General features: G+C 39.6%; 30 protein-coding genes. 2 read left to right on the forward strand and 28 right to left on the reverse strand.

All coding sequences use genetic code 11. The features are described from left to right. Positions 1 to 49: 49 nt before the first annotated feature. From secY to GKE48_RS00620, 25 genes are all read right to left on the reverse strand, one after another. Positions 50 to 1369: a preprotein translocase subunit SecY gene (secY, locus tag GKE48_RS00500; protein WP_022097706.1), complete on the reverse strand. Its 1320-nt coding sequence runs from the start codon at positions 1367 to 1369 to the stop codon at positions 50 to 52. Between the two features lies 1 nt (position 1370). Further along, entirely contained in the window at positions 1371 to 1811 is a 441-nt protein-coding gene (gene rplO, locus GKE48_RS00505) for a 50S ribosomal protein L15 (RefSeq protein WP_041687892.1), read from the reverse strand. A 22-nt stretch (positions 1812 to 1833) separates the two neighbouring features. Then, the gene (gene rpmD, locus GKE48_RS00510; protein ID WP_022097707.1) at positions 1834 to 2016 is read right to left on the reverse strand and encodes a 50S ribosomal protein L30; all 183 of its coding nucleotides are present in this window, start codon (positions 2014 to 2016) and stop codon (positions 1834 to 1836) included. Positions 2017 to 2056: 40 nt separating this feature from the next. Continuing rightward, a complete protein-coding gene (rpsE, locus tag GKE48_RS00515) occupies positions 2057 to 2566 on the reverse strand; it encodes a 30S ribosomal protein S5 (protein WP_022097708.1) in 510 nt (169 codons plus the stop codon). Positions 2567 to 2585: 19 nt separating this feature from the next. Beyond that, entirely contained in the window at positions 2586 to 2954 is a 369-nt protein-coding gene (gene rplR, locus GKE48_RS00520) for a 50S ribosomal protein L18 (RefSeq protein ID WP_012738588.1), read from the reverse strand. A 17-nt stretch (positions 2955 to 2971) separates the two neighbouring features. Continuing rightward, entirely contained in the window at positions 2972 to 3514 is a 543-nt protein-coding gene (rplF, locus tag GKE48_RS00525; protein ID WP_022097709.1) for a 50S ribosomal protein L6, read from the reverse strand. A gap of 96 nt (positions 3515 to 3610) precedes the next feature. After that, positions 3611 to 4012, reverse strand: a complete 402-nt coding sequence (gene rpsH / locus GKE48_RS00530) for a 30S ribosomal protein S8 (protein ID WP_041687891.1) — start codon at positions 4010 to 4012, stop codon at positions 3611 to 3613. 52 nt (positions 4013 to 4064) lie between these two features. Next, positions 4065 to 4250, reverse strand: coding sequence for a type Z 30S ribosomal protein S14 (locus GKE48_RS00535; RefSeq protein ID WP_012738585.1), 186 nt, complete (start codon positions 4248 to 4250; stop codon positions 4065 to 4067). A gap of 17 nt (positions 4251 to 4267) precedes the next feature. Then, a complete protein-coding gene (rplE, locus tag GKE48_RS00540; protein WP_117915702.1) occupies positions 4268 to 4807 on the reverse strand; it encodes a 50S ribosomal protein L5 in 540 nt (179 codons plus the stop codon). Positions 4808 to 4828: 21 nt separating this feature from the next. After that, positions 4829 to 5140 carry a 50S ribosomal protein L24 gene (gene rplX, locus GKE48_RS00545; protein ID WP_012738583.1) on the reverse strand — a complete coding sequence of 104 codons (312 nt, stop codon included), beginning with the start codon at positions 5138 to 5140 and terminating at the stop codon, positions 4829 to 4831. A gap of 11 nt (positions 5141 to 5151) precedes the next feature. Further along, on the reverse strand, positions 5152 to 5520 hold the full coding sequence (gene rplN, locus GKE48_RS00550) for a 50S ribosomal protein L14 (RefSeq protein ID WP_012738582.1): 369 nt from the start codon (positions 5518 to 5520) through the stop codon (positions 5152 to 5154). A 39-nt stretch (positions 5521 to 5559) separates the two neighbouring features. Continuing rightward, positions 5560 to 5817 (reverse strand): 30S ribosomal protein S17, encoded by a 258-nt coding sequence (rpsQ, locus tag GKE48_RS00555; RefSeq protein ID WP_012738581.1) that lies wholly within the window; start codon positions 5815 to 5817, stop codon positions 5560 to 5562. Between the two features lie 43 nt (positions 5818 to 5860). Further along, a complete protein-coding gene (rpmC, locus tag GKE48_RS00560) occupies positions 5861 to 6061 on the reverse strand; it encodes a 50S ribosomal protein L29 (RefSeq protein WP_012738580.1) in 201 nt (66 codons plus the stop codon). Next, a complete protein-coding gene (gene rplP / locus GKE48_RS00565) occupies positions 6051 to 6488 on the reverse strand; it encodes a 50S ribosomal protein L16 (RefSeq protein WP_012738579.1) in 438 nt (145 codons plus the stop codon). The genes rpmC and rplP overlap by 11 nt, the downstream gene beginning before the upstream one ends. Continuing rightward, positions 6488 to 7165 (reverse strand): 30S ribosomal protein S3, encoded by a 678-nt coding sequence (gene rpsC, locus GKE48_RS00570; protein WP_012738578.1) that lies wholly within the window; start codon positions 7163 to 7165, stop codon positions 6488 to 6490. Before rpsC ends, rplP begins: the two co-directional genes overlap by 1 nt. A gap of 30 nt (positions 7166 to 7195) precedes the next feature. After that, on the reverse strand, positions 7196 to 7582 hold the full coding sequence (gene rplV / locus GKE48_RS00575; protein ID WP_012738577.1) for a 50S ribosomal protein L22: 387 nt from the start codon (positions 7580 to 7582) through the stop codon (positions 7196 to 7198). Positions 7583 to 7610: 28 nt separating this feature from the next. Continuing rightward, positions 7611 to 7886: a 30S ribosomal protein S19 gene (rpsS, locus tag GKE48_RS00580; protein ID WP_012738576.1), complete on the reverse strand. Its 276-nt coding sequence runs from the start codon at positions 7884 to 7886 to the stop codon at positions 7611 to 7613. A 56-nt stretch (positions 7887 to 7942) separates the two neighbouring features. Then, positions 7943 to 8785 (reverse strand): 50S ribosomal protein L2, encoded by an 843-nt coding sequence (gene rplB / locus GKE48_RS00585; protein WP_022097711.1) that lies wholly within the window; start codon positions 8783 to 8785, stop codon positions 7943 to 7945. Between the two features lie 56 nt (positions 8786 to 8841). Beyond that, a complete protein-coding gene (gene rplW, locus GKE48_RS00590) occupies positions 8842 to 9141 on the reverse strand; it encodes a 50S ribosomal protein L23 (RefSeq protein WP_012738574.1) in 300 nt (99 codons plus the stop codon). Further along, the gene (gene rplD / locus GKE48_RS00595) at positions 9141 to 9761 is read right to left on the reverse strand and encodes a 50S ribosomal protein L4 (protein ID WP_022097712.1); all 621 of its coding nucleotides are present in this window, start codon (positions 9759 to 9761) and stop codon (positions 9141 to 9143) included. The genes rplW and rplD overlap by 1 nt, the downstream gene beginning before the upstream one ends. A 28-nt stretch (positions 9762 to 9789) precedes the next feature. Continuing rightward, positions 9790 to 10425 (reverse strand): 50S ribosomal protein L3, encoded by a 636-nt coding sequence (gene rplC, locus GKE48_RS00600; protein ID WP_012738572.1) that lies wholly within the window; start codon positions 10423 to 10425, stop codon positions 9790 to 9792. 166 nt (positions 10426 to 10591) lie between these two features. Then, positions 10592 to 10906, reverse strand: coding sequence for a 30S ribosomal protein S10 (gene rpsJ / locus GKE48_RS00605; protein WP_012738571.1), 315 nt, complete (start codon positions 10904 to 10906; stop codon positions 10592 to 10594). A 368-nt stretch (positions 10907 to 11274) separates the two neighbouring features. Beyond that, the gene (locus GKE48_RS00610) at positions 11275 to 12711 is read right to left on the reverse strand and encodes a zinc ribbon domain-containing protein (RefSeq protein WP_055287191.1); all 1437 of its coding nucleotides are present in this window, start codon (positions 12709 to 12711) and stop codon (positions 11275 to 11277) included. A gap of 114 nt (positions 12712 to 12825) precedes the next feature. Beyond that, a complete protein-coding gene (locus GKE48_RS00615) occupies positions 12826 to 14640 on the reverse strand; it encodes an ABC-F family ATP-binding cassette domain-containing protein (RefSeq protein ID WP_330583075.1) in 1815 nt (604 codons plus the stop codon). A 20-nt stretch (positions 14641 to 14660) separates the two neighbouring features. Further along, on the reverse strand, positions 14661 to 16850 hold the full coding sequence (locus GKE48_RS00620; RefSeq protein ID WP_243138407.1) for a SulP family inorganic anion transporter: 2190 nt from the start codon (positions 16848 to 16850) through the stop codon (positions 14661 to 14663). Between the two features lie 169 nt (positions 16851 to 17019). Between GKE48_RS00620 and GKE48_RS00625 the strand changes: the two genes are divergently transcribed. Next, positions 17020 to 17910: a class I SAM-dependent methyltransferase gene (locus GKE48_RS00625; RefSeq protein ID WP_012738567.1), complete on the forward strand. Its 891-nt coding sequence runs from the start codon at positions 17020 to 17022 to the stop codon at positions 17908 to 17910. Here the strand turns inward: GKE48_RS00625 and GKE48_RS00630 are convergent, their stop codons facing one another. Together GKE48_RS00630 and GKE48_RS00635 are read right to left on the reverse strand one after the other, a co-directional pair. Next, complete coding sequence (locus tag GKE48_RS00630; protein WP_022097716.1) at positions 17911 to 18303, reverse strand: NusG domain II-containing protein; 393 nt, start codon at positions 18301 to 18303, stop codon at positions 17911 to 17913. A gap of 15 nt (positions 18304 to 18318) precedes the next feature. Beyond that, complete coding sequence (locus GKE48_RS00635; RefSeq protein ID WP_022097717.1) at positions 18319 to 18831, reverse strand: Gx transporter family protein; 513 nt, start codon at positions 18829 to 18831, stop codon at positions 18319 to 18321. A 162-nt stretch (positions 18832 to 18993) separates the two neighbouring features. Between GKE48_RS00635 and GKE48_RS00640 the strand changes: the two genes are divergently transcribed. Then, positions 18994 to 20343 (forward strand): MATE family efflux transporter, encoded by a 1350-nt coding sequence (locus GKE48_RS00640; RefSeq protein WP_154300251.1) that lies wholly within the window; start codon positions 18994 to 18996, stop codon positions 20341 to 20343. Between the two features lie 39 nt (positions 20344 to 20382). On the opposite strand, the gene GKE48_RS00645 is transcribed toward GKE48_RS00640, so the two are convergent. Further along, on the reverse strand, positions 20383 to 21198 hold the full coding sequence (locus GKE48_RS00645; protein ID WP_172676010.1) for a C39 family peptidase: 816 nt from the start codon (positions 21196 to 21198) through the stop codon (positions 20383 to 20385). Positions 21199 to 21232 lie beyond the last annotated feature (34 nt).

The following is a 21232-nucleotide window of genomic DNA, read 5'->3' on the forward strand; positions in this document are numbered from 1 at the left end:
AACCGGGCAAGTCAATATTTTATACTAATATCATCCGTGATATAAAGAATTACTCACTGAGGAATCCCTTATAGTAACGATTGCACATCTGAGACTCAATCTGCTTTAATGTCTCAAGTACAACACCAACAATAATGATAATTGATGTTCCACCGAATGAAACAGAAGCATTAAAGAATCCTGTACACATTATTGGAATGAGGGCAATTATTAAAAGTCCGACAGCTCCAATAAATACGATATAATTAAGTATTTTGTTAAGATATTCGCTTGTAGACTTACCAGGTGTTATTCCTGGGATAACTCCACCAGCCTTCTTTAAGTTATCAGCTACCTCAATTGGGTTAAATGTTATTGATGTATAGAAGTATGCGAATATTATAAGCAGTACTATGTATACTAATAAACCAATTGAATACTTTGGAGCTTCAACTCTGCACCAGTATGATGAGCTGAGATATCTGGTCCACTCATATGATTTACCAAATAACTGGGCGATTATAACTGGGAACTGCATAAGTGATGATGCGAAAATAATTGGCATAACCCCTGCAGTATTAACCTTTAATGGAATGTTTGTTGACTGTCCGCCAACTGTTCTTCTACCGCTGACCTTCTGAGAGTACTGAACAGGAATCCTTCTCTCTCCATCCTGAAGGAAGCATACAAGAACTACCATAACAATAAGAATTGCTAATATTATTACTGCTGCTAAAACACCCTTTGCAGGTGTCTTTGGTGCAACAAATGTGCTATATAATGTAGCAAAATCACTAGGCATACCTGATATGATATTAATTAAAAGTACAATTGAAATACCATTTCCAACACCCTTTTCAGTGATTCGCTCACCAAGCCACATTAATACTGCTGAACCAGCTGTAAGTGCAGCTATAACTACGATTATACATACTACATAATGCAATGTGCTAAGCTGTGCTGAATCTTTGATAAGACCTGATCTACCAAATCCAACCGCCATAGCGATACTTTCTATTAAAGAAAGACCAATTGTTACGTATCTTGTAATCGATGCAATCTTCTTTCTACCATCTTCTCCCTCTTTCTGCATTTCCTCTAATTTAGGAATTGCAATTGTGAGAAGCTGCATAATGATTGAAGATGTGATATATGGTGTTATGCTCAGCGCAAAGAGGGACATTCTTTCGAATGAACCTCCTGTAAAAGCACTGAGATAACTTAAATCACCAGTATTAATTCCACTAAGTAAGCTACTAAAATAATTGGTGTCTACACCAGGGATTGGAAGTAAACTTCCAACTCTGACAACAACAAGAATTAATAATGTATATATTATCTTTTTTCTTATATCTTTGTTCTTAAAAGCGCCTACAAGTGTTTTAAACATATTAGATCACCTCGCAGGTTCCGCCGAGAGCCTCGATCTTCTCCTTAGCTGCAGCACTGAATGCGTTAGCCTTAACAGTAAGCTTCTTTGTAAGCTCGCCGTTTGCAAGAATCTTGATTCCGTCCTTAGGATCTTTAACGATTCCTGACTCGATTAATGTATCAACAGTAACCTCTGCACCGTTATCAAAACGATCTAATACATTAACATTAATAGCAACGAATTCCTTACGGTTTCTGTTAGTGAATCCTCTCTTAGGAATTCTTCTATATAATGGCATCTGGCCACCTTCAAAACCTGGTCTTGGTGCTCCTGAACGAGCTTTCTGTCCTTTATGACCCTTACCAGCTGTCTTGCCGTTACCTGAGCCATGTCCACGACCTCTTCTGAAATTATCGCTTAATACTGAACCTTCTGCAGGTCTCAAATTAGATAAATCCATCATTGCACCTCCTTATCTGTAATTAGATTTCTTCTACCTTTAACATATAACCAATCTGCTGAATCTGTCCTCTTGTAGCAGCATTATCTGGAAGTTCAACTGTCTTATGCATCTTTGTAAGACCCATAGCTTCAACAGTTTTTCTATGCTTAGGAACAGCGCCGATTGGAGACTTAACTAAAGTTATTCTTAACTTCTCAGCCATTTTAACCTCCATCTCCTGCTTAGCAGGAATCACAATTTAATTAACCAAGGATCTCGCTAACTGACTTTCCACGAAGTCTTGCAACTTCTTCTGGAGTCTTCATAGACTTAAGTCCTTCGATTGTTGCTAATACAACATTCTGCTTGTTGTTTGATCCAAGTGACTTTGTACGGATATTCTTGATACCTGCAAGCTCAAGGATTGAACGTGCTGGACCACCAGCGATGATACCAGTACCTTCTGGAGCTCTCTTTAATAATACTGTAGCTCCTCCGAACTTTCCAAGAAAATCATGTGGAACTGAACCGTTCTCATCGATTGGAACTTCTACTAAATGTTTGATAGCATCTTCTTTTCCCTTGCGGATAGCTTCTGGAATTTCAGCTGCCTTACCAACACCTGCACCTACGTGTCCGTTGCCGTCACCAACAACTACTAATGCTGCAAAACGCATGTTACGTCCGCCCTTTACAACCTTTGTTACACGCTTGATTGATACTACATTATCATTTAATTCTAACTGACTAGCATCAATTATTGTACGTTTCATACTGTAATCTCCCTTCCGCTTAGAATTCAAGGCCAGCTTCACGAGCTGCCTCTGCTAATGCCTTAATTTTACCTGCATAAATGAAACCGCCTCTGTCATAAACAACAGTCTTGATTCCCTTTTCTAATGCTCTCTTTGCTACGACTGTACCAACAGCAGCTGCTGCTTCAACATTATTTGTCTTCTCAAGCTCTGCCTTAACTTCCTTATCAAGAGTTGATGCTGATACAAGTGTCTTTCCAACTGTGTCGTCAATAATCTGAGCATACATATGATTATTGCTTCTGAACACAGCTAAACGTGGTCTTTCTGCAGTACCACTGAAACGATTACGTAATCTTCTATGCTTCTGTTCGCGAACTACTGTTCTTGATTTCTTACTAACCATTATGTTTTCTCCTTTAATTATTTCTTACCAGTCTTACCAACTTTACGTCTGATAACTTCATCAGCATACTTGATACCCTTGCCCTTATATGGCTCTGGAGCTCTCTTTGCTCTGATTTCAGCTGCGTACTGGCCAACTGCTTCTTTACTGATACCTTTAACAATGATGATGTTTGTTCCATCAAGAACTGTTTCAATTCCTTCTGGATCTTCCATCTCAACTGGATGAGAGTAGCCTAATGAAAGAACTAACTTCTTACCCTGCTTCTGTGCTCTATAACCAACACCGTTAACTTCAAGCTTCTTCTCATAGCCTTCTGTAACACCAATAATCATGTTATGAATAAGTGTTCTTGTAAGTCCATGTAATGACTTCATCTTCTTTAAGTCATTTGGTCTTGAAACAACGATTTCAGAACCTTCCTGCTTAATGTCCATCTCTGCTGGTAAAACTCTCTCAAGAGTTCCCTTTGGACCCTTTACAGTCACTTTATTATTTTCTGCAATCTCAACAGTAACTCCTGCTGGGATAGCGATAGGCATTCTTCCTATACGTGACATGCCGTGCACCTCCTAATTATAATGAGGGAAACATTCATATACGCTGAACTACGATGGGATAGGATTCCCGTTTCCCTGTGTGTAAGTGTTCAATAATTACCAAACGAAGCAAAGAACTTCTCCACCAACGCCGAGCTTTCTAGCTTCCTTGTCAGTGATAACGCCCTTGTTTGTAGATATAATAGCTACACCAAGACCACCGAGAACCTTTGGAAGTTCTTCCTTGTTTGCATATACTCTAAGACCTGGCTTAGAGATTCTCTGAAGACCTGAAATGATCTTCTCATTCTTAGAAGCACCGTACTTTAATGTAATACGGATATCGTTGAACTTACCGTTCTCAACGAGCTCATAAGACTTAATATAACCCTCGTCTAAAAGAATCTTAGCGATTGCAAGCTTCATCTTAGATGATGGAACATCAACTGTGTCGTGCTTTGCTGTATTTGCATTACGAATTCTTGTAAGCATATCTGCAATTGGATCTGTCATTGAAATTTTCCTCCTTATTTTAACTGGTTTCCTGTTACCAGGACTACGTTAATTGATTTTACCAAGATGCTTTCTTAACTCCAGGAATCTGTCCCTTGTAAGCTAATTCACGGAAGCAAATTCTGCAGATTCCGTATTTTCTTAAAACAGAATGTGGACGACCACATATTGTACAACGTGTATACGCTCTTGTAGAGAACTTAGGTGCTCTCTGCTGCTTAACCTTCATAGAAGTCTTAGCCATTGAATTTCCCTCCTTAATTATTTCTTAAATGGCATGTTAAATAATCTTAATAACTCACGAGCTTCCTCATCAGTCTTAGCTGTAGTTGTAATGATTACATCCATACCTCTAACCTTATCAATCTTGTCATATTCGATTTCTGGGAAGATAATCTGCTCTTTGATACCTAAAGCATAGTTACCTCTTCCATCGAATGAATCAGCGCTAACGCCACGGAAGTCACGTACACGTGGTAATGCAAGGTTTACTAATCTGTCAAGGAATTCATACATCTTCTCTCCTCTTAATGTAACCTTACAACCAATTGCCTGACCCTCTCTTAACTTGAAGTTAGCAATTGAATTCTTAGCTCTTGTAAGAACTGCCTTCTGACCAGCAATTGTTTCCATTTCCTTAACAGCTGTGTCAAGAAGCTTTGAATTTTCCTTAGCTTCGCCAACGCCCATGTTAATTACGATCTTATCAATCTTTGGAACCATCATTGGGTTCTTGTAACCGAATTTCTCAGTCATCTTCTTAGTAATTTCATTATCGTATAATTCTCTAAGTCTACTCAAAATTATTGCCTCCTTCCTTTATTAATCGATAACTTCGCCAGTTGCCTTAGCAACACGAACTTTCTTACCGTCCTTGAAGTCATAACCAATCTTTGTTTCCTTACCCTTTAATGAGTAAGCGATATTTGAGATATCGATTGGTGCTTCCTGGTGGAGAATTCCACCCTGCTGATTAGCTGCGCTTGGCTTAGCATGCTTTGTAACCATGTTAACACCCTCAACTAATGCTGTATGATTCTTAGCATTTACAGACAATACCTTGCCCTCTTTGCCCTTGTCTTTTCCTGCGATAACCTTAACAGTATCGCCTTTTTTAATTCTAACAGCTGACATTGTGGTACCTCCTATAATACTTCTGGAGCAAGAGATACGATTTTCATGAACTTCTTATCTCTTAACTCTCTGGCTACTGGACCAAAGATACGAGTTCCCTTAGGAGTCTGATCATCTTTAATTATAACAGCAGCATTCTCATCAAATTTAATATATGAACCGTCCTTACGACGTGCGCCCTTTACTGAACGTACGACAACGGCCTTAACAACGTCACCCTTTTTAACAACGCCGCCTGGTGTTGCTTCTTTAACAGTAGCGACAATTACATCACCGATATTTGCATATCTTCTTGTAGATCCGCCCATAACTCTGATACAAAGAATTTCCTTAGCACCAGTATTATCAGCAACCTTAAGTCTGGTTTCCTGTTGTACCATAATACTACTCCTTTCAGTAATATCACAAATAAATTCTTATTATTTTGCTCTACTGATAATCTCAACTAATCTCCATCTCTTATCCTTAGATAAAGGTCTAGTCTCCATTACCTTAACAACATCTCCGATTAAACATTCATTGTTCTCATCGTGTGCCTTTAACTTGTAAGTTCTTTTAACGATCTTATTGTAAAGTGGATGCTTAACGTTGTCCTGTACTGCAACAACGATTGTCTTATCCATCTTATTGCTTATAACCTTACCTGTACGAGTTTTTCTTAAATTTCTCTCTTCCACAGTTATTCTCCTTTCTTAGGATATCTAAGTCTACATGCCTTAATTAAGCATTCTTCTGTGCAATTACAGTCTGGATTCTAGCGATGTTCTTACGAACTTCCTTAATTCTGCTTGTGTTGTCCAGCTGATTTGTTGCGTTCTGGAATCTTAAATTGAAAAGTTCCTTCTTAGCAGCTACTAATTCTTCATTTAACTCTGCAGCTGATTTTGCCTTTAAATCTTCTACATACTTATTAATTTTCACTGTTATCACCGCCTTCTAAGTCTGCACGTGAAACAATCTTGCACTTGCAAGGAAGCTTATGTGTTGCGAGACGTAAAGCTTCTCTTGCTGTTTCTTCAGCAACGCCTGAAATCTCGAACATTACACGTCCAGGTTTAACTACTGCTACCCAGCACTCCAAGTTACCTTTACCTTTACCCATACGAACACCGATAGGCTTACCTGTTACCGGCTTATCTGGGAAAATCTTTATAAATACTTTACCACCACGCTTAATATATCTTGTCATAGCGACACGGGCAGCTTCTATCTGATTTGATTTGATCCAACAAGGTTCTGTTGCAACAATACCGAATTCACCATTAGTGATCTTATTGCCTCTTGTAGCCTTACCAGCCATAGAACCACGGAACTGTCTACGATGTTTAACTCTCTTAGGTAGTAACATTACTTATCGCTCCCTTCCTTTTCTACGTTAGCGTTGGCATTATTCTTTGTAGGAAGAACCTCACCTTCGTAGATCCAAACCTTAACACCAACCTTGCCATAAGTTGTATCTGCTTCTGCAAATCCATAGTCGATATCTGCACGAAGTGTCTGAAGAGGAATTGTACCCTCGCTATAGAACTCTGTACGAGCCATATCAGCTCCACCGAGACGTCCTGAGCAAGATGTCTTGATACCCTTAGCTCCCTGCTTCATTGTTCTGCCCATGCAAGACTTCATAGCTCTTCTGAAAGAGATACGGTTCTCTAACTGCTGAGCGATGTTCTCTGCAACAAGCTGAGCATCCTTATCTGGTCTCTTAACTTCCTTGATATCAATGCTTAACTTCTTAGCAGATGTTAACTTCTCTACCTGCTTCTTTAAGTTCTCGATTTCAGCACCGCCCTTACCAATTACGATACCAGGCTTAGCTGTATGAATAACGATCTTTAATCTGTCTGAAGCTCTCTCTGTTTCAATCTTTGAAATTCCTGCAGCATATAACTTATTCTTGAGGAATTTTCTAATGTTATAATCTTCTACAAGGTTATCAGCGAAATCGTCTTCTGCATACCACTTTGCATCCCAGTCTTTGATTACGCCGACTCTTAAACCATGCGGATTAACTTTCTGTCCCATAAAGACTCCTTTCTATCTCTTAGAAAATAATTATCTTTCATTTAAAACAACAGTGATATGGCTCATTCTCTTTTCGATTCTGTAAGCTCTACCCTGTGCTCTTGGATGTACTCTCTTCATTGTTGGTCCCTTGTTAGCGTAGCATTCTTCTACATATAACTTACTTGGGTCCATACCGTTATTGTTCTCAGCATTAGCTGCTGCTGACTTTAATAACTTCTCTATAATAGATGATGCATATCTTGGATTGTACATAACAATTGCAAGTGCTTCATCAAGGCTCTTGCCTCTGATAGCATCTAATACGAAACAAGCCTTCTGAACAGATACTCTAGCGTAAGATAACTTTGCGCTTGGTCTTGTATCCTTAACAGCGTTTCTTTCACGTTTAATCTGGGATCTATGTCCGTTAGCCATGGATTAAACCTCCTTTCAAAAATTCAAATTATCTACTCTTCTTTTCGTCTTTGCCGTGTCCTCTGTAAGTTCTTGTTGCAACGAACTCACCGAGCTTATGACCAACCATATCCTCTGTAACATATACAGGCACATGCTTTCTACCATCATGAACAGCGATTGTATGACCTACAAACTGAGGATAAATTGTTGAACGACGAGACCAAGTCTTAATAACCTGTTTGTCGTTTGCAGCATTTAAAGCATCAACTTTCTTAAGTAAGCTCTCGTCTGCAAATGCTCCCTTTTTAAGTGATCGAGCCATAGGTTGAAACCTCCTTATAATCTTCGTGAATAATAATAGTTACGATTGTAGGCTAATTACTTAATAGCCTTTCCGTTTCTTCTTCTTACGATAAGCTTGTTTGAAGCCTTCTTAGCCTTACGAGTCTTAAGACCCATAGCTGGCTTGCCCCAAGGTGTCATTGGGCTTGGACGACCAACTGGTGCTCTACCTTCACCACCACCATGTGGATGGTCATTAGGGTTCATAACAGAACCACGAACTGTAGGTCTGATACCCATATGTCTCTTACGTCCAGCCTTACCAAGATTAATAAGGTTGTGATCTCCATTACCTACAACACCGATTGTTGCGCGGCAGATAATTGGAACCATTCTCATCTCGCCTGATGGTAATCTAAGTGTTGCATACTTGCCTTCCTTAGCCATAAGCTGAGCTGAGTTTCCAGCAGAACGAACAAGCTGTCCACCCTTACCTGGATATAATTCAATGTTGTGTACCTGAGTACCAACTGGAATCTCTGAAAGTGGTAAGCAGTTACCTACTCTTACTTCTGCACCAGCACCATTCTGTACTGTCATGCCATCTGTTAATCCCTGAGGAGCAAGGATATATGCCTTCTCGCCATCTGCGTAGCAGATAAGAGCGATGTTAGCTGTTCTGTTTGGATCGTACTCAATTCCGATAACCTGTGCTGGAACGCCTTCCTTGTTTCTCTTGAAATCAATCATTCTATACTTCTGTCTGTTTCCACCACCGTGGTGTCTTACAGTAATCTTACCCTGGTTGTTACGACCAGCATTCTTGCTCTTCTTAGCAAGTAATGACTTCTCTGGAGTACTCTTTGTAATCTCTGAGAAATCAGATCCAGTCATATTTCTTCTGGAAGGTGTATATGGGTTATATGTCTTAATTCCCATTATTTCTCTCCTTTCGAGTCTGTGTAATATTGTTTTCTACACTTTAAAGCTACTAATTAAAGGCCTTCAAAGATTTCGATTTCCTTGCTGTCAGCTGTTAACTGTACAATTGCCTTCTTAGTCTTAGAAGTTGTACCAGCTGTTCTGCCTCTTCTCTTCTTCTTGCCATCAAGATTCATTGTGTTAACTGAAGCAACCTTAGTTCCTTCGAACATCTTCTCGACAGCATCCTTAATCATTGTCTTGTTAGCATCTGTATGAACTAAGAATGTATACTTCTTATCTGCCATATCAGCCATAGACTTCTCTGTGATTACAGGCTTGAGGATTACATCATAATACTGTACGTTTGCCATTATGCATACACCTCCTCTAATTTTTCAACAGCAGCCTTAGTAACTACTAATGTTTCATACTTTAATACATCGTATGTGTTGATTTCGTTAGTAGCTGAAACCTTAACTGTAGGAATGTTTCTTCCTGAAAGAACTACATTCTTGTTCTCACCTTCAATAACTACTAAAGCCTTATCAACCTTTAAGTTGCTCATAACTTCTGCGAACTTCTTTGTCTTAACTTCGTCAAGGTTAAATGCATCAAGAACTACGATCTTGTTGTCAGCAACCTTTGATGATAATGCAGAAAGAAGAGCAATTCTCTTTTCCTTCTTATTCATCTTGAATGAATAATCTCTTGGCTTTGGTGCAAATACAACACCACCGCCTGTCCACTGTGGAGATCTTGTAGAACCCTGTCTTGCATGACCAGTTCCTTTCTGTCTCCAAGGTTTTCTTCCGCCACCAGAAACTTCTGAACGTGTCTTTGCGCTCTGTGTTCCCTGACGATTATTTGCAAGCTGGTTAACTACTGCCATGTGTACAAGATGTTCGTTAACTTCTACACCAAATACAGCATCATTTAATTCGATTGAACCAACTTCTTTGCCTTCAATATTGTAAACAGATACGTTTGCCATCTGTGTGGTCCTCCTTCCTTAGCAAAAACTACTTAGCAGCTTTTACTGTTTCTTTCAGTGTTACTAATGATTTCTTAGGTCCAGGTACTGCACCCTTAACTAAGATTACGTTGTTTTCAACATCAACTCTTACTACTTCAAGATTCTGGATTGTGATTCTCTTAGAACCCATATGTCCAGGCATTCCTTTTCCCTTGAATACTCTACCAGGTGTTGTTGCTGATCCGTTTGAACCCTGATGTCTGTGGAACTTAGAACCATGAGCCATAGGTCCTCTTGACTGGCCTAATCTCTTGATTGCGCCCTGGAAACCTTTACCCTTTGAAATAGCAGTTGCATCAACCTTATCGCCTGCAGCGAAGATATCAGCCTTGATTTCGTCCTTTACAGAGTACTCTGAAGCATTCTCAAACTTGAACTCTCTTAAGAATCTCTTGTAAGGAACCTCTGCCTTATCAAAATGTCCTTTAACAGGCTTGTTTACTAACTTTTCTCTAATGTCAGCAAAACCAACCTGAACTGCATCGTAACCGTCGTTTTCTACTGTCTTAACTTGTGTAACAACACAAGGACCAGCCTGAAGAACAGTTACAGGTGTTAAAACACCGTCTTCGTTGAAGATTTGAGTCATTCCGACTTTTGTAGCTAAAATTGCCTTCTTCATTGATTTTCCTCCTGTTTAATCTACAGCGGACAAGATGATGTGTGATACACAGCGCATCCTGTCATCCTAGAACAGCTAATATAAGTGGAACCCGCACCACTGCTTGTTACTTCTATATTAAACCCTTAGGATTATTGCTTTAATAATGAAAAATTCCAGATAATGATTAGTTCATTACCTTAAGGTTGATGAATACACCAGCTGGCATCTCTAACTTAGATAATGCATCTACAGTCTTCTGAGATGGTGATAATACATCGATAAGTCTCTTATGAGTTCTCTGCTCGAACTGCTCTCTTGAATCCTTGTACTTGTGAACAGCTCTAAGAATAGTAACAACTTCCTTCTTTGTTGGAAGAGGTACCGGACCACTCACCTGTGCTCCTGTCTTCTTAGCAGTTTCGATGATTTTCTTAGCTGACTGATCAATCAACTGATGATCGTAAGCCTTCAGAGTAATTCTGATTACCTGATTTGCCATAAAAAAAGTCGCCTCCTTCGCACTTTATTGTTTAAGTACGACAAGCGGTGACTGTACACACTCCCACGCGTATCATATAGTCTCATTCATAATTCGACCCACGCGCGTCATTTCTGCGGATTGCAGATGATTTTGGTACAGTGACTTGTCGCCAGTTTCTTCGCCGGAGATTATCTCCAGCATTGACATTCGCTCCACGGAAAACCTGCTTTATTAAAGCAGCAACCTCACGCTTCACAGCTATCAATGTCACAGCAAGTATTAATATACACTACTCTCTATATAAAATCAACAGAAAAAATTGTATTTTTTTTAGTACAATGCAGAACAAGTTTGACCGGAACATAAGTCCCGGTCAAAACAGTATTTTAATAAAATCCAAATCCAAGATACATAGAATTAATCTTCCACTTACCATCTTCATATTTATAATATATGTAAGCTGAATTATTGTTATTATTCTTGTCGTTAGCTTTATCACTTCCTGAGTACTGTATCTTGTATGTATATCCTAGTTTAATTGAAACTTTAATCACCGGGCATCCATCATCTGAATCCACTCTGAAAGATGTATCCGCGATAGAAGCTGTGAATTTGGAAATCTTCAAATTGGATACAGTTTTGTATTTGTCATTGTAGCTGTCGTAAATATTCTTATAAGCTGACTCTATGTTCTTCTTTTCTTCTTTACACACCCTGTCGGCTATAGCTGAATAATCTTTCTTTGCCTGTACAGCGTTAATTATTGCATCCACATCTGTTCTTGCCTGTGTCTTAAGTTCTTCAAGCTTCGAATTAACATATTTTGCATTGTATGTTCCAACAGTAAATGTATCTTCATCATGTGCTGCATAAAGCTGTGTTGTGTAGTCCTCTATAAATTCTCCAGTTACCTTAATATTATTCTTTCCATTGAACAGATATGGTATAACATATTCATCAGAAGAGCCGTTTCCATTCTTAGATGCATCCGACTTATATCCATCGCCAACAATAACATCATTAATATATAACGTAAGTCCCTTTGGAACCTTTATTGTAACATCCTTTACTACAAGATTCTCAGCGCTGACTTTATACTTCTTAAAGAAAAGCATATAGTGCTTATTGGCTACTGTTAGATACACATCATTATACTGCATTCCCGAATCTGTTATATATCCGACCTTAACAGCCTTGTTACCAGGCATCTTGCTATATGTTGAGACAATGTCATCTGCTGCCATCTTTTCAACTTTCTCACCAGTCGCATCTGCATGAACATTAATAAATGCTTCCTTTGTAAGGAACTCCCCATCAGGTAGATTAATAAGACTATACGCATCATTCCATTCGCACTCTGCAACCGCCTTAACATACTGCTTGGCAGTTTTCTTATAATCTGTCACATTCTTTCCCACACATACAAATATAATTATGGCAGCTATCACAGCAACTCCCGCAACTACAATTGCAATTATACCCTTAGGGAATCTGGCAGGCTTATTATTGGCAGGCTGCTGACCAGAATTCTGACCTGTAAACTGTGTAGGCTGTACAGGCTGTTGACCAAAAGCCTGCTGTGGCTGAACTGGAACACTTTGCTGTACTGGTGTTACTTCCGGCTCTGCTGTAACACTCTCCTGTACCGGTGTTTCCTCCGGCTCTGCTGGCACATTCTCCTGTACCGGTGTTACCTCTGGCTCTTCTTCCACACTTTCCTGCACCGGTGTCTCCTGAGGCACATCTATCACTAGGCGTGTTCCACAGTTTCCACAGAATAGTGCATCGTCCTCGTTCTTTGTTCCGCAATTTGGACAAAACATAATTTTTCCTCCCTCATATGATTAATATAGTAAATCATATATCATCATACCATGAATATATGATTTGCTCAACCAAATAATCTGTTCTGCTGTCACTTGTTTTGTTAATATTTACTACTGTTTCTGTTTCTCTATTTTTTCTGCAAGATCATTAAGATATTCCCATCGCTCCATCTTTTCTTCAAGCCGTCTCTCCACTTCTTCCTTTTCCTTAGTAAGTTCTGCAAGCTTAGAATAAGAAGTTGCATTCTTTGCAATCTCGTCATCAAGTTCTGAAACCCTATTTTCAAGCTCCTCTATATCATCATCTATAGTCTCATATTCCTTCTGTTCCATATATGTGAACTTAATCTTATCCTCATGGCTGTTATATGCTTTCTTCACCTGACCTGCTGCCTTTGATTTAGATGTATCAGATGTTCCATTTGATGCCACATTATATATAGAAGAAACACATTTATCCCTGTAGTCCGTATAACCACCTTCATACTGTGTAAGGTGGCCTCCTGCCTCAAATGCAAATATCCTGTCAACAACTCTGTCAAGGAAATATCTGTCATGTGAAACAGTGATTACAATACCCGCAAATCCATCAAGATACTCCTCAAGTATCTCAAGAGTTTCAATGTCAAGGTCGTTGGTAGGCTCATCGAGAATAAGCACATTTGGCGCACTCATAAGAACACTTAACAGATAAAGTCTTCTCTTCTCACCACCTGACAGCTTGCTTATAGGCGTCCACTGCTGCTTCGGTGTAAAAAGAAACTTCTCACACATCTGTGACGCTGTTGCCTTTCCATCTGCCGTCGTAACATATTCACCTATGCTTCTTACGAACTCTAGCACAGTAAGGCTGTCGTCAAGTGGTTCGTTCTCCTGCATGAAATATCCGATTCTTACAGTCTCTCCAACCTCAACACTGCCGCTGTCCGGTTCAAGCTGGCCTGCTATAATCTTCATAAGCGTAGACTTGCCGCATCCGTTATCACCGACAATACCTATTCTGTCATCTCTTAGAAAAATGTAGGTAAAATCGTCAATTATTGTCCTCTCTCCAAAACTTTTGCAAATGTTGTGGAGTTCAACAGTCTTTCTTCCAAGCCTGCTGCTGACTGAATTCATATCCATAAGCTGCTTGTCAAATCTTGCTCTCGCCTGCTTTGAAGCCTCCTTCATATCCTCGAATCTGTCAATTCTTGCCTGCTGCTTGGTAGAACGAGCCTGGCATCCTCTTCTTATCCACGCGAGTTCCTTCCTTAATATATTCTGTCTCTTAGCCTCAGTTGCCCTCTCCATCTCCTCACGCTGGGTCTTCAGTTCAAGAAAGCCTGAATAATTCGTATCGTAGCTATAAAGGGAAGCTTTATCAAGCTCTACAATCCTGTTAGTTACATTATCAAGGAAATACCTGTCATGAGTAACCATGATAAGTTCTCCCTTGAAATTCTTAATAAACTGTTCCAGCCAGAGTACCATGTCATTATCAAGATGGTTCGTAGGTTCATCAAGAATAAGAAGTCTTGCCGGCTCAACTAAAGTTCTCGCAAGTGCCGCTCTCTTTTTCTGACCCCCTGATAAAATATTCATCATTGCGCCATGATTTGTTATTCCAAGCTTGTTAAGAATCTCTTTTGCTTTTGGCTGGCTGTCCGCATGCTTTCCACGCATAACATATTCCAGTACATTTTCATTCTCATAATACAGAGGTGTCTGTGCAAGATACGCAAGCTCAATCCCCTTGCCCTTGACAACCTGTCCCTCATCTGGTTCTTCAACACCTGCAATAATCTTTAAAAGTGTAGACTTACCAGTTCCATTCACACCTATAAGTCCAATCTTATCGCCACTGTTAATTCCCAGACTTATATTATTAAAAAGTTCCTTTTCTCCGTAGGTCTTGCTGACCTTTTCTACATTTAATATATTCACTATTATCTCCGTTATATAAATTATTTGTCATCGCCTGAAAGATTATAGAAATTCTTAAGCTTCTGTGCAAGCTCCGGATCTTTCTTCTTCAGATGTTCATAATGCTTCCTCTTCTGCTCCATCATATGCTCATATGCATACGGATTGTGAAGCTTTAATCTGTCAAGCATTTCCTTTCTGTGTTCTTTAAGCATCAGGATTGCGTCAGGATTAATCTGTGCCAGCTTCTTCTCAACAACCACACGGCGCTCATCAATTCTTTTCTCAATATCATCAATATCAAGATTAGGATATTTTTTATCGTCAAACAAATGCATTTCAAGCCGCTCAAGCAGGTCATTCTCATCAAAGAGTCCGATTCTTCCCCATGCAGCATGCTTTTCAGCATCAACAATAACATTCTTCTCATCTTTCTTGACACTGCCAATCTCATCAGCCATCTCTGCTGCCATCTTCTCAAGCCATTCGTCTGCATCTGCACCAAAAGCCCACTCAATTTCTGCAAGTCTTTCGTTGTCCTCATGTACCTCGCCAGAAACAGCCTGCTCTTCTTCCCCCTCCTCGACAGGATAAGGTCTGTCCAGCCCTGCATCTCTTAGAGCAAGCGGAATCGTTCTTCTAACAACTCCTTTTTCAACTAGCTCACCTGCACCAAGCTCTCTTAGCTGGTCATTAAGTGTGTGTTCATGCTCTGTAATATAGAATCTGATTCCTTTCTTTTCAAGTGCCTTATATAAAGACATAAGCCTGTCAACTGCCGTCACATCAATAGAACCCACACCTCCGGCGTCTACAATTACCCATTTAGTATTATCATCAAGATTCTTTTCTATATCATCAACAAATGTATTAATATTTGCAAAGAAAAGTGCACCGTTAAATCTGTATATAACCGCACCTTTTATCTTCTTTACATTACGGTATCTGTTAAGACTGTAGAACCCTTCCTGTCCCGTTATAACTCCGAGAAATGCTCTTGGTGGTTCAACCGCTTTGACAATAACAGCTATGAATGAAAGAATAACACCGATTACAACTCCGTATATCGTTCCGAATAACAGAACGCCTAAAAATGCTCCTACAAATATTGCAAACTCCGTATGGTCTGTTTTCCATAATTTAACTGCAAGCCCGAATTCAGTAATTCCTATCAGTGCTGCAACAACAATTCCTGTAAGTATTGGTACAGGAAGATACTCAAGCACCGGTGTTCCAAAAAGCACTATAAGAAGCATTGTCAGAGAAGCTGTTATTGACATAACCTGTGATTTACAACCAAACTGGTCTGCAATTCCTGTTCTTGACACACTTCCATTCAAAGGGCATCCGCCAATTACAGCAGAAGCCGCATTTGCAGCAGCATAAGACAGAATTTCTCTGTTATTGCTTACTTTATAGCCATATTTGTTGGCATAATTATTAGTTGCAAGCAATGTCTGTGCCATGACAACACCTGCCACTGAAAGTCCAAGAAGTATTATCTCTGACGGATTCTTAAACACAACTGACATATCAGGAAGCGAGAATCCCGGCAGCCCCTTATCAACATGCGGAAGAAGCTTAACACCGCATCTGTCAATATGAAAAATTGCAGTTGCAAGTGCACCAAGCACCATAAGAAGTACTGACATTGGAAACTTTGGAATGAACTTCTTCGCAATAAGAATAATAATAACCGTTCCGACTCCAAGCACTGCTGACAACAGATTAAACGACTTCATCTCCCCGGCTATATGCATAAGAAGCTTTATTGCCTCTCCTGTTCCTGCATTACCGCCAAACAGCTTCGCCGCCTGCATAAGAATTATTGTCACGCCAATACCGCTTATGAATCCACCCATTACAGGTGTCGATATGTAATTGACAATACGCCCTGCTTTGATAAAGAAGAAAAGCAGCAGCCACAATGCTGCAACTAAAGTTATCGACGGAACTACTGCCTTCGCCTCCTCAGAGCCTGACACTATCCCAAGCGTTGCAAGTGTTCCACCGACAAGTGCAGCCGGAGTTGCATCCACTCCGAACACAAACTGTGGCGAAGATGTCACAAGTCCATATATAAGCACTGGCAGAATAGAGCAGTACAGACCATACACCGCTGGCAGTCCCGCAATCTGTGCATATCCCATTGATATAGGAATTGACACAAGAGCAACAATTATTCCTGATACAATATCTTTCCGTATATTCTTTAAACTAACATTTTTCAATATGCATCGCCCCTTAATCAGATTTCGATAGAAATATATTAACATAAAACATGCCTGTTCAAAACATTTTTGCACGATTGCAGTTATTAATATTTTCGTATATAATTATTTAATAACAAATGCGGTACCAAACTGCAACACATTTTAATATAGAAAAGGATACTTAATTATGTTTATAGCTGACAACTGGAAAGATTATGAAGTAATAGATACCTCTAAGGGCGAAAAACTTGAACGCTGGGGTAAGTATATTCTTGTACGCCCGGACCCACAGGTAATATGGGACACGCCTAAGAAAGAGCGTGGCTGGAAGAATATGAACGGTCATTACCACAGAAGTTCTAAGGGCGGCGGAGAATGGGAGTTCTTTGACCTTCCACAGCAGTGGCAGATTCACTACAACAGTCCTTCATTTGAACAGGAGCTGACATTCAACTTAAAGCCATTCAGCTTCAAGCACACAGGAATATTCCCTGAGCAGGCTGCTAACTGGGACTGGTTTGGAAAGATAATCTCTGATGCCAGGAAAAAGCGTGGCAGCGAACCTGTAAAGGTTCTTAACCTGTTTGCTTATACAGGTGGAGCAACACTTGCATGTGCAGCCGCTGGTGCTAATGTTACACATGTAGATGCTTCTAAAGGTATAGTCGCATGGGCTAAAGAAAATGCGCAGTCTTCAGGACTTATTGATAAGCCTATCCGATGGATAGTTGATGACTGTGTAAAGTTTGTAGAAAGAGAGATAAGAAGAGGCAACCATTACGACGCAATCATCATGGATCCACCTTCATATGGACGTGGTCCTAAAGGAGAAATCTGGAAAATAGAAGAAGCCATACACCCGCTTGTTAAGCTTTGTGCACAGCTTCTTTCTGATGAACCATTATTTTTCCTTATTAATTCATACACTACAGGTCTTCAGCCAGCCGTTCTTACTTATATGTTAAGCACAGAACTTAAGAGCTTTGGCGGACACTGTGATTCACAGGAAGTAGGTCTTCCTGTTTCAAGTAACGGACTTGTACTTCCATGTGGTGCTTCTGGCCGCTGGATGAAATAATTAATACACAACACCATCGAGTGACGGCGATTCTTCGCCGTCATTCACAATCCTGATAACAAGATGATTAGGCAGACATGTGATTGGCATTAAAGGCTCAGATATATAGCCCATATTCACACACAGCTTATCCGGACAGCTTGCATCAGCAATCTTAATCTTTCCATTCTCGACAAGAATATCATTATACTCTCCATCCCCGTATTCAATCCTGAATGTGTACGGATTCTTAACATCATCTAACGAAACAGTTCTTAACAATTCGTTATCTCTGTATATATAAGCGGTCTTACTACCGTCATTCTTTCCTGATTTCATATATATAATAGAAGCCACACTTGCCCCGACAAGCAGAACAATCACGGCCACCACTGTAATAACTCTTTTTTTCACAATCTCCTCCATCTGCTACATAGTATATTTTTTAGGAATATATCTGTCTGCAAAGAAGCACACAAGGCCCGTAAACAGACCTGTTATAACACCGCTTATCACAAGGAACGGCATGTACGCAAATATACCTGACAATCTGAGTATGAAAAATGCAGCAAGAATCTGACCTGCATTGTGCGACACCGCGCCAAGTATACCTGTAAGGAATATATACTGTCCCCTAAGCAATTTATTAACAGCTGCCATCACAATAAGACATAAAAATCCACCACTTACACTATATATAAATGATACTGCCTGCCCTGTAAATATTGTAGCCAGTATAATTCTCATAGCCAGCACAATAGCTGCATCACTGAATTTATACCTTTTTAATACAAAAAGTGTGACTATATTGGCAAGTCCTAATTTAACTCCTGGTATTGGAACAAGCGTAGGTATCGCTGATTCCACAACAAATATTGTCAGTGCAATTGTTGTAAGTAATGCCAGCGTTGTAAGTCTCTTAACATCAAAAGTTTTCTTCATGTCTGCCTCCGCATAAATATTACCTATGCATTTTAACAGACATTTCATATTAAGACAATAATTCGTTAAATTAATTCAAATTCGTGCAAAATCAGTTTGACAGTTTGTAAAAATATAGTATAATCATTTGGCTTTATAAATATACGAAAGTGAGGAAATCCTATGGTAAAAGACATGACAAATGGTTCGCCTTCCAAGCATATTCTTGGATTTGCAGTTCCAATGCTGTTCGGAATGCTGTTTCAGCAGTTCTACAACCTTGTTGACACAATAATCGTTGGTAAAACTCTCGGTGTTGAAGCTCTTGCCGGAGTTGGAGCAACAGGTTCTATCAACTTTATGATAATCGGTTTCTGTATGGGAGTCTGTAACGGATTCGTGATTCCGGTTGCCCAATGCTTTGGTGCAAAGAAACCTGCTGACCTTAGAAAATATGTATTTAACGGATATATCTGCAGTATTGTGTTTGCCATAGTGCTTACGCTTGCATCCGTAATATTCTGCCGCAGGATACTTATCGTTATGAATACACCTGCAGATATTATTGACCATGCCTATAATTACATAGTAGTTATATTCATCGGAATCCCAACTGTGTTCCTGTACAACATGGTATCCGGCGTTATCCGCTCGCTTGGCGATAGTAAGACACCTGTAGTTTTCCTTGTGCTTTCTTCAATAATAAATGTTGTACTTGATTTCTTTCTTATTCTTGTATGTAAGATGGGGGTTGCCGGAGCTGGCTGGGCGACCGTAACATCACAGTTAATTTCAGGACTTACCTGCCTTATATATATGTATAAGAAATATGACATCTTAAAAGGTGACAAATCAGAAAGAGTACTTGATAGAAGATTCATCACCAACCTGTGCATGAATGGTGTTCCTATGGGACTCCAGTATTCAATAACAGCCATCGGAAGTACAATCCTTCAGGCTGCTGTTAATACACTTGGTTCAACATATGTAGCTGCAATGACTGCCGGTTCTAAGATGTTTAACTTCACATGCTGTCCATTTGATGCACTCGGCTCAACTATGGCAACCTATGCCGGACAGAATGTAGGTGCTGCCAAGATTAAAAGACTCGGTCAGGGTGTCCGTTCTGCAATGATAATCGGTTCAATATACAGTGTTCTTTCACTTGTTGCACTGTATTTCACTACAGATTATATTGCATTATTATTCGTTAATGCATCAGAAACAACAATTATTGCTCTTACAAGACAGTTCATTCTTGCATCTGCATGCTTCTACATTCCGCTTACAGGTGTTAACGTAGTCCGATTCTGCATACAGGGTATGGGCTTCTCAGTATTTGCAATATCAGCTGGTATCTTAGAGATGATTGGCCGTGCATTTGCAGCCATCATACTTATTCCAAGCATTGGATTCATGGGTGCATGCCTCGCCTCACCAATTGCATGGATTGCTGCTGACGCATTTTTGTTCCCTGCATTCATACATTGTGCCAAGAAGCTTAATGCAAGGCACAATATTAAATCAAACTAATAACATGACTAAAGGGAGGACAATATTGTCCTCCCTTAATTATTCTATAATATAGACAGCCTGGCTGTGCATCGCTTCATATCTTGATTGAAATGTCTCAAGATTCCTTGTTACATTACCTTCCATAGGATCCATTATATAAACAATATTCTTGTTAAGATCATATCCTGTAATTACAACACAATGTTCTGGAGACATCCATGTGTATTCTTTCCCATTAAATACAAATGTCTTGGATTCATATGGCTGTCTCATATCTATTGTATTCCATATTACTATCGGGTCACCCTGGGCAACCATACCAAGAATCTCTTTAAAATCTGTTCCGCTGATATTCTTTGCAACTGCTGACATATTATTAACTTTAAAATATTTATTAGCTGCATTAACAATTGGCTGTGACATGCATCCATAACTTGTGTTATCCCTTGGATTACCAAGAAACATTTCGTAGAAGCTGCCATTGCCTTTCTTAAGATATTCATCTGCCATAGTTGTTTTATCAACATTACAGCCATAATAATTTAGTACGGAGGTTAACGATGTAATCTCGCATCCTGTTGGCAGCTCTGGATTCTGATTAAGCGATTCATAGCATTCTATTCTGTATACATCTGGTAAATCATTTACAGTCTCTTCACTTACAGAAAGCTGTTCCTCCGTCACATTACCATCGCTCTTAATCGCTGTATATTCTGCACCAACTGCTACACCTTTGCTGACATTCTGATTATTCATCTTTACTGTTAATACAATTGTAACCGTACATGCCAGTATAGTCATCATTACAAGGAATATTTGATTCTTCCTTTTTCCTCTTCTTTTGTATTTTCTCCTGCCATCTCTCCTACTCATCCCAATCACCATCCTAACCTTCCGTTGTAAGTCA

Source organism: Lachnospira eligens (assembly GCF_009680455.1).
GTDB lineage: Bacteria > Bacillota > Clostridia > Lachnospirales > Lachnospiraceae > Lachnospira > Lachnospira eligens_A.